Annotated in this window: 1 rRNA gene; it reads right to left on the reverse strand. The window is 46.9% G+C overall.

The features are described from left to right. Positions 1-106: 106 nt before the first annotated feature. A 23S ribosomal RNA gene (locus QP994_RS11185) occupies positions 107-226 on the reverse strand; the annotation flags it as partial.

The following is a 226-nucleotide window of genomic DNA, read 5'->3' on the forward strand; positions in this document are numbered from 1 at the left end:
TGTGGTCGGTATGTAATTAGATGTTTTGTGACACGGATGTGTGGTGTGTCAGATACTGCATAGTGGACGCGAGCGGCATGTACACGTATGTGTGTGTTGGCCGTTTGTTGTTTGTTGTTTGGTGTATTAGTACCAGTCACCTTCGCACTTTACGGTGCTTCCAGATCTGGCCTATCAACCCAGTAGTCTGCTGGGAACCTATGAAACCTCATCTTGAAACAGGCTT

It is taken from the genome of Corynebacterium sp. MSK044, assembly GCF_030232825.1.
Taxonomy (GTDB): Bacteria; Actinomycetota; Actinomycetes; order Mycobacteriales; family Mycobacteriaceae; genus Corynebacterium.